The organism is Bradyrhizobium sp. UFLA05-112 (assembly GCF_053572325.1).
This window is the reverse complement of record NZ_JBANBK010000093.1, coordinates 23,011-30,936: the sequence shown is the minus strand read 5'-3', so window position 1 is coordinate 30,936 and position 7,926 is coordinate 23,011. Positions and strand designations below refer to the sequence as shown.

The following is a 7,926-nucleotide window of genomic DNA, read 5'->3' as shown; positions in this document are numbered from 1 at the left end:
GTTCGGACACATCGCCGACAGGTTGGCCATCGGTCAAGCCGGGCGATGACAGCGAGAGTGCGGCACGGCGCTCGCATGCGCCCCGGACTGTTCGAAGCCAAAGTCACCGCGGCCATTTCCGTGCTATGCATCGCCTTTGACGATCCGGTGCCATCGTGAGCTCGCCGACCATCCCGCCCGCTGCAAGCCTGCGCGACGTCCTGTTCCGGGAGATCAGGACCAGCGATATCGTCAGAGCGCTGGTTGTCGTCGGCCCGCTCGTTGCGGCCTATTTCCTCTTCCGTGAGGCGGCGCTGCTGAATTTGGCACTGGTCGCGGTGTCCCTGCTCATTCCCGCGCTGAAACTGCACCTCGCTCCGCGAACGATCGCGCTGCATTACCTCGCGATCATCGTCACCTTCGTCACCCTCTTCCTCGCCGCCCCGATCAAGCCGCTGTTCGTGGCGCTGACGGCGCTGGCCGGCTTCCTTGCCGTGGCGGTCACACGCTACGGAAACGCGTTGCGGACCTTGGGCAACTGGGTCTTCATCCCCGCGGTCTACCTCGCCTGCGAGGTGCGCGAGGGGGTAAGTGCGCCCGAGGCCCTGCGTCATGCCGAGGTGATCGTGGCATCGTCCCCGATTGCACTCGCGCTCGTCTGCGGCATCCAGATCTATGACCGGTGGCGCCGCCCTGTCCACACACCGTCCTCTTTCGGACCTGCCGCGGCCGAATGGTTTCTGCCCGCGGCCGCAACGGCGATGGCCGTATTTGCCGCGGCTGCCCTGGTCGAGGCTTTGCATCTGGCCCAGGGGCAATGGGTGATGTGGTCGGCCGCAAGCGTCGTCGTCGGCGATCTCGCGGCCTCCACCGGAAAGCTGAAGCAGCGCGCCATCGGCGCGTTGGTCGGCGTCCCGCTCGGCTTCCTCGCAGGCGTCGCGCTGCCCGAGAGTCGCGCCGGCTATGCGCTCGCCGTTCTCGGCGCGACGCTCACGCTGATCGCATTCTCCCGCTACATCGTGGGCTTTGGCTTGCGCTGCTTCTTCATCGCCCTCGCGGCGTCGTTCGCGGGAGGGGCAAGCGGAATTGCCGAAGAGCGCGTGGTCAACGTGATCACGGGCGGCGCGTTCGGTCTCATTGCGGTGGGTCTGACGGAAATCGTCTGGCGGCGCATCACGCAGAAGGGCGGCGGACCGTCACAAGCCTCCTCGTGAGGCCAGGCCTAATGCTCTTCGGAGACGACGGCGTTCTGCTGCGCCTTGTGGATCGACGACGGCACGACGCCAAAGTACTTCCGGAACACGCGGCTGAAATGTGACGAGCTCGAGAAGCCCCAGGAGAAGGCGACGTCCGTGATGGTCTTGCCGGCGTGGGCCTCGAGCTCCTGACGGCAGTTCTGAAGGCGTGCCTGCCAGATGTAGTCGCTCACCGTCGTGCCGCGCTCGCTGAACAGCATGTGCAGATAGCGCTTGGAGCAGCCGAGCTCGGCGGAAATCTGGTCGATGCACAAATCCGGATCACGTAGATGCTCGCGGATGAAAAATTGGGCACGCACATACATCGCCTCGGGTCCGACCCGATCGAACATCGTGTCGGCCTCGCGCAGCGGCAGCAATAGGAGGTCGATCAGCGAATCAGCGACGCCGACCGCACTGTTCGCCGACAGCTTGGCGGCTTCGTCGAAGGTGGCGTGGACGAAATCGTGGGCGATTCGCCCGGTGCCGGTGCGCGCGGTCAGCTTGCAGGCCGGCATCCGCTGAGACGGGAAGCCGCGATCGCGCAGCAGAGCCTTCGGCACGATCACCACGTCATGCCGCGTGAAGGCGGGACTGATGATCGAGTGCGGACAGGACACGTCATAGGCGATGATGTCACCGGGCATCAGCTCGATGTGGCGGCCCTCCTGCTCGAAATAGGAGATGCCGTAGGTCTGGAAATGAATCTTGATGTAGGGGTGCTCATTGGCCTTGGCGCGCGCATGCGTGTGCGCGATGCGATGCTGGCTCACCTCGATCTGGCAGAGTTTCAGGCGCGATACGGTGGTGTAATCGATGCGGCCTTCGAGCGCGGTCGCTTCCAGCGGATCGACATCGAAATGTCCACAGAGACTCGTCAGCCCGTCGACCCAGCTCTGGATCTGCCTCTTCGGCGTGAGTCCGGTCGTGCTGAGCGTGTGTATTGTGTCGGACATGATCCCAGCCACTGATTTGATTCAAATCGCGTTGGGTGCCGCCAGAGGCCCCCTGTGACGATGAAGCGACGTTTACCTCAAATTAGGGCGGTCTTTGGAGCAAGCGCCAGTGCTCCGTCTGCCATCCTTAATTGATAATCCTCCGCTTTAGTTGCAGCGCCGTCAAGGGGAACCTGAGTCCAGTGCCCGCGGCCAGGCAGCACAGAAGCTGCTGAATTCGCTACTGCAAAATCAAAAAGTTCGCGCCTTTGCGCTGTCGAGCAAATGCCCTTCTCTCTTGGGCAAGTTTCCCGTTTACGAACCGGTTACGGATTGTGCCAGGAACAACAAGAAACGGGCCGCACGTGAAAGCGGACCTGTGGCTCATATCCAGGAGGAGGAAACAGCACAGCATCGTTTCTGGTCCCAATCGTGACCGCCCTGCACGAGCAGACGCTGGACCTCAGTGCCCAGCGGTACGCAATGCTTCGGAAACAATAAACGAGACCTAGGAGGAATGACTATGCGCAAGGTGCTACTAGCGACGTTTCTTGGCTCTGCCGCGGCTCTGGCCGTCGGCAGCGCTTCAGCCAATGACGAGCTGAACAAGATGTCGCAAAACGCGAAAGACTGGGTGATGCCCACTGGCGATTACGCCAATTCCCGCTATTCCAAGCTCAATCAGATCAACGCGCAGAACGTCGGCAAGCTGCAGGTCGCATGGACCTTCTCCACCGGCGTGCTGCGCGGCCATGAAGGTGGACCGCTCATCATCGGCAACACGATGTTCGTCCACACGCCGTTCCCGAACAAGGTCTACGCCCTTGACCTTTCCAACGAGAACAAGATCATCTGGAAGTACGAGCCGAAGCAGGATCCGAACGTCATCCCGGTGATGTGCTGCGACACGGTCAACCGCGGCTTGGCCTATGGCGACGGCAAGATCTTCCTGCATCAAGCCGACACCACGCTGGTCGCGCTCGATGCCAAGACCGGTCAGGTTGCCTGGACCGCGAAGAATGGCGATCCCGCAAAGGGCGAGACAGGCACCTCGGCGCCGATGGTCGTCAAGGACAAGGTGCTGATCGGCATCTCCGGCGGCGAATTCGGCGTTCAAGCCCATATGACCGCCTACGACATCAAGACCGGCAAGCTGGCTTGGCGTGGGTATTCGGAAGGGCCGGATGACCAGATTCTGGTCGACGACAAGACCACTGCGCTCGGCAAGCCGGTGGGCAAGGACTCCAGCCTCAAGACCTGGCAAGGCGATCAATGGAAGATCGGCGGCGGCGCGACATGGGGCTGGATCTCCTACGATCCCGAGCTCAACCTGATCTATTACGGATCGGGTAATCCCTCGACCTGGAACCCGAAGCAGCGTCCCGGCGACAACAAATGGTCGATGACGATCTGGGCGCGTAATCCAGATACCGGCGTTGCCAAGTGGGTTTACCAGATGACGCCTCACGACGAGTGGGACTATGACGGCGTCAACGAGATGATCCTCTCGGATCAGCAGATCGGCGGCCAGCCGCGCAAGCTGCTGACGCATTTCGATCGTAACGGTCTCGGCTACACGCTCGACCGTGCCACGGGCGAATTGCTGGTCGCCGAAAAGTACGATCCGAAGGTGAACTGGACCTCCGGCGTCGACATGGACAAGAACTCCCCGACCTACGGCCGTCCGAAGGTTCTTGACGCCGCGTCGACTGACAAGGCCGGCGAGGACGTCAACGTGAAGGGCATCTGCCCGGCCGCGCTCGGCACCAAGGACGAGCAGCCGGCAGCCTACTCGCCGGACACGCAGCTGTTCTACGTTCCGACCAACCACGTCTGCATGGACTACGAGCCGTTCAAGGTCAGCTACACCGCGGGCCAGCCCTATGTGGGCGCGACGCTCTCGATGTATCCGCCGCAGGGCGAGACCAACATGGGCAACTTCATCGCCTGGGACGGCAAGACCGGCAAGATCGTGTGGTCGAACAAGGAGCAGTTCTCGGTCTGGTCGGGTGCGCTCGCAACCGCCGGCGGCGTGGTGTTCTACGGCACGCTCGAAGGCTACCTGAAGGCGGTCGACGCCAAGACCGGCAAGGAGCTCTACAAGTTCAAGACCCCTTCCGGCATCATCGGCAACGTCACGACCTATGAGAACGGCGGCAAGCAGTACGTCGCAGTCCTCTCCGGCGTGGGCGGCTGGGCCGGCATCGGCCTGGCGGCAGGCCTGACCGATCCGACCGCCGGTCTCGGCGCAGTCGGCGGCTACGCGGCACTGTCGAACTACACGGCGCTCGGCGGTACGCTGACCGTGTTCTCGCTGCCGAACTAGCCTCGACCTCGTATCGTCCCGGCGCGTGGATCAACTCCACGCGCCGGCTCGTCTCCACCGCGCGCTGTCGAGGAAAAAATCTCTTGCGTAGAATCTGCTCTGTCATAGTTGCGATGATCTTCGTCGCGTCCGGAGGAATTGCATTCGCGGATGGCTCGGGCGACCCGGGCGCCGTCAAGCAAAATGAAAATGGTGAGTGGCTCGATAAGGAAGGAAATCCGACCTATAAGGTTTCAGCCGACGGATCCGTAGACTGGTACACCTATTCCGGATACCGCCGCTATCACTCGGACTGCCATGTCTGTCATGGTCCGGACGGAATGGGATCGACCTACGCTCCGGCGTTGAAGGACTCCCTGAAGACCATGAGCTACGCCGACTTCCTCGGCGTCGTCGCCTCAGGCCGCAAGAACGTCTCGACCGCGCAGGAGAACGTGATGCCGGCCTTCGGCGATAATCCGAACGTGGCCTGCTACATGGACGATCTCTACGTCTATCTGCGGGCCCGCTCCAACGAAGCCTGGGGTCGCGCGCGGCCGGGCAAGCATGAGGACAAGAAGGAGGCCTATACAAAGGCCGAAGACTCCTGCATGGGCAGGAAATGAACGATTGGTGCACGGTCGAGACGACGTCTTGGCGTCTCCGGGAGAGAATTTGAGGAGCTTACGATGAAGACACGTGCCGCGGTCGCTTTCGAAGCGAAAAAACCGCTTGAAATCGTCGAGGTCGACCTGGAGGGACCGAAGGCCGGCGAAGTTCTGGTCGAGATCAAGGCGACCGGAATCTGCCACACCGACGCCTACACGCTCGACGGTTTTGACAGCGAAGGAATCTTTCCCTCGATCTTGGGCCACGAGGGCGCCGGCATCATCCGCGAGATCGGCGCAGGCGTGACCTCGGTGAAGCCTGGCGATCACGTCATCCCGCTCTACACGCCGGAATGCCGGCAGTGCAAAAGCTGCCTGAGCGGAAAGACCAACCTCTGCACCGCGATCCGCGCGACGCAAGGCAAGGGCGTGATGCCCGACGGCACCAGCCGCTTCTCCTACAAGGGCAAGCCGATCTACCACTATATGGGCTGCTCGACCTTCTCGAACTTCACGGTGCTGCCGGAGATCGCAGTCGCCAAGATCCGTGAGGATGCCCCCTTCGACAAGAGCTGCTACATCGGCTGCGGCGTCACGACCGGTGTCGGCGCCGTCGTCAACACCGCCAAGGTCACACCGGGTTCCAACGTCGTGGTGTTCGGCCTCGGCGGCATCGGCCTCAACGTCATCCAGGGCGCCAAGATGGCCGGCGCCGACAAGATCATCGGCGTCGACATCAACGACTCCAAGGAGGATTGGGGCCGCAAGTTCGGCATGACGCACTTCGTCAACCCCAAGAAGGTGACCGGCGACATCGTCCAGCACCTGGTGACGCTGACCGATGGCGGCGCCGACTACACCTTCGACTGTACCGGCAACACCACGGTGATGCGCCAAGCCCTGGAATGCTGTCATCGCGGGTGGGGAACATCGATCATCATCGGCGTTGCGGAAGCCGGCAAGGAGATCGCCACCCGCCCGTTCCAACTCGTCACCGGGCGGAACTGGAGAGGCACCGCGTTCGGCGGCGCGCGGGGCCGCACCGACGTGCCCAAGATCGTCGACTGGTACATGAACGGAAAGATCCAGATCGATCCCATGATTACCCACGTGCTGAAGCTCGAAGACATCAACAAGGGCTTCGACCTGATGCACGAGGGCAAATCGATCCGCTCGGTCGTCGTCTACTAAACCAGAACCATCACCCACAAGGAGGATCGTCCCATGACTGTTGCTCTCCATCCCTCGATCGACAATGGCCTCAAACAGGGCAGCGGCAGCTTTGCCGGTGGCACGCTGGTCTGCAAATGCAAGGACCACCCGGTCAAGGTCGGCATCAAGGGCGACGTGGCGCACAACCACGCCTGCGGCTGCACGAAGTGCTGGAAGCCGCAGGGTGCGACGTTCTCCGTCGTCGCCGTGGTGCCGCGCCAGAACGTCACCGTGCTCGAGAACGGCGACAAGCTGGAGATCGTCGATCCGTCGGCGGTGATCCAGCGCCACGCCTGCAAGGCCTGCGGCACGCACATGTACGGCCGCATCGAGAACAAGGGCCACCCGTTCTACGGCCTCGACTTCATCCATCCCGAACTGTTCCAGGAGCAGGGCTCGCAGGCCCCGCAATTTGCTGCCTTCGTCTCCTCGGTGATCGAATCGGGCGTGAAGCCGGAGCAGATGGCCGACATCCGTTCACGGCTGAAGGAAATCGGGCTTGAGCCCTATGACTGCCTGTCACCGGCGCTGATGGACGCGATCGCGACCCATGTCGCGAAGGCCAAAGCTGCTTAGGTACAAAGCTGCTTAGCGGCTGCCTGAGGCAACGCGTTCGTTCTTTCCACCTTTCGGCTCGCTGGTCCTGAACCCAGCGAGCCGGTCGGGTCCTCTCGGATCGGGCGCGAACCAGATGGCCGGCATTGCCGCCCATGTGCTCGTGTGGCGGTGGGTTCCCTCAGCATCGAGATTTGTACACTCCGCAGCGTCGCCAGCTCGCAAAGCTTGTGTCCCTGCGTTTTCCCTCCCTCGACTGAGGTCTCCTGCTTCGTCCGCGCTGTCCCGCCGGACGAAGCTTTTTTATGTCGGTCGCAATGATGCTCTGCCGCACCGCGCAAGGGGCAAGCGACGGATCGCGCCCACCTTTTGACAAATCGCAGATGCAATCTGGTCGCGAACACAAGCGGCTGTGATGTCCGCGGTGTCCGGTTTCTGCTAGCATCACGCTCGTCACGATGCCGCGCGAAAATCATCAAAAAAGAATCAACCGGGAGGTATCGAGCACATTCCAGACATCGCCCGTCGTCATCCCCTCCGCCCCGGGAGTTGCTTGGGCTTGCGGAAGCAGAGGATGCGGACGCCGCCACACCAATCAATCACGCCCATCGGATCATTGGCTTAAGAAGAGCGAGAAACGATCATGATCAAGATAAAAATCAACGGCCAGGAACAAAGCTGGGATGGCGACCCGGATCTTCCGCTGCTCTGGTTTCTCCGCGACGAAGTCGGGCTGACCGGCACCAAATTCGGCTGCGGCCAGGCGCTGTGCGGCGCCTGCACCGTCATCGTCGACAAGGAAGCTGTGCGCGCCTGCATCACTTCGGTCAACGACGTTGCGGGTCGCGAGGTCACGACCATCGAAGGCCTGCATCCGAACGGCGATCATCCCGTGCAGAAAGCGTGGCGCCAGGTCAATGTTCCCCAATGCGGCTTCTGCCAGGCCGGCCAGATCATGCAGGCCGCGGCCCTGCTGATGGACAATCCCAAGCCGTCACACGACCAGATCCGCGAGGCGATGGCGGGGAACATCTGCCGCTGCGGCTGCTACCAGCGCATCGAGAATGCCGTCCATCTCGCATCGACGGGGGTGTGAC

Annotated in this window: 7 protein-coding genes; 6 read left to right on the top strand and 1 reads right to left on the bottom strand. The window is 62.1% G+C overall.

The window, feature by feature from the left end; translation table 11 throughout:
- The first annotated feature begins 155 nt into the window (after positions 1-155).
- Positions 156-1,193 carry an FUSC family protein gene (locus SO180_RS35595; RefSeq protein WP_449383486.1) on the top strand — a complete coding sequence of 346 codons (1,038 nt, stop codon included), beginning with the start codon at positions 156-158 and terminating at the stop codon, positions 1,191-1,193.
- Positions 1,194-1,201: 8 nt separating this feature from the next.
- On the opposite strand, the gene SO180_RS35590 is transcribed toward SO180_RS35595, so the two are convergent.
- Positions 1,202-2,170 (bottom strand): helix-turn-helix domain-containing protein, encoded by a 969-nt coding sequence (locus SO180_RS35590; RefSeq protein ID WP_449383485.1) that lies wholly within the window; start codon positions 2,168-2,170, stop codon positions 1,202-1,204.
- 502 nt (positions 2,171-2,672) lie between these two features.
- Between SO180_RS35590 and xoxF5 the strand changes: the two genes are divergently transcribed.
- The 5 genes from xoxF5 (at position 2,673) to SO180_RS35565 (ending at position 7,925) form a co-directional block, all read left to right on the top strand.
- Positions 2,673-4,475 carry a lanthanide-dependent methanol dehydrogenase XoxF5 gene (gene xoxF5 / locus SO180_RS35585; RefSeq protein WP_449383490.1) on the top strand — a complete coding sequence of 601 codons (1,803 nt, stop codon included), beginning with the start codon at positions 2,673-2,675 and terminating at the stop codon, positions 4,473-4,475.
- 113 nt (positions 4,476-4,588) lie between these two features.
- The gene (locus SO180_RS35580) at positions 4,589-5,080 is read left to right on the top strand and encodes a c-type cytochrome, methanol metabolism-related (protein ID WP_449383489.1); all 492 of its coding nucleotides are present in this window, start codon (positions 4,589-4,591) and stop codon (positions 5,078-5,080) included.
- A 63-nt stretch (positions 5,081-5,143) separates the two neighbouring features.
- Complete coding sequence (locus SO180_RS35575) at positions 5,144-6,253, top strand: S-(hydroxymethyl)glutathione dehydrogenase/class III alcohol dehydrogenase (RefSeq protein WP_449383484.1); 1,110 nt, start codon at positions 5,144-5,146, stop codon at positions 6,251-6,253.
- A 33-nt stretch (positions 6,254-6,286) separates the two neighbouring features.
- A complete protein-coding gene (gfa, locus tag SO180_RS35570) occupies positions 6,287-6,850 on the top strand; it encodes an S-(hydroxymethyl)glutathione synthase (RefSeq protein WP_449383483.1) in 564 nt (187 codons plus the stop codon).
- A 622-nt stretch (positions 6,851-7,472) separates the two neighbouring features.
- Entirely contained in the window at positions 7,473-7,925 is a 453-nt protein-coding gene (locus SO180_RS35565) for a (2Fe-2S)-binding protein (RefSeq protein WP_449383482.1), read from the top strand.
- The last annotated feature ends 1 nt before the right edge of the window (position 7,926 follow it).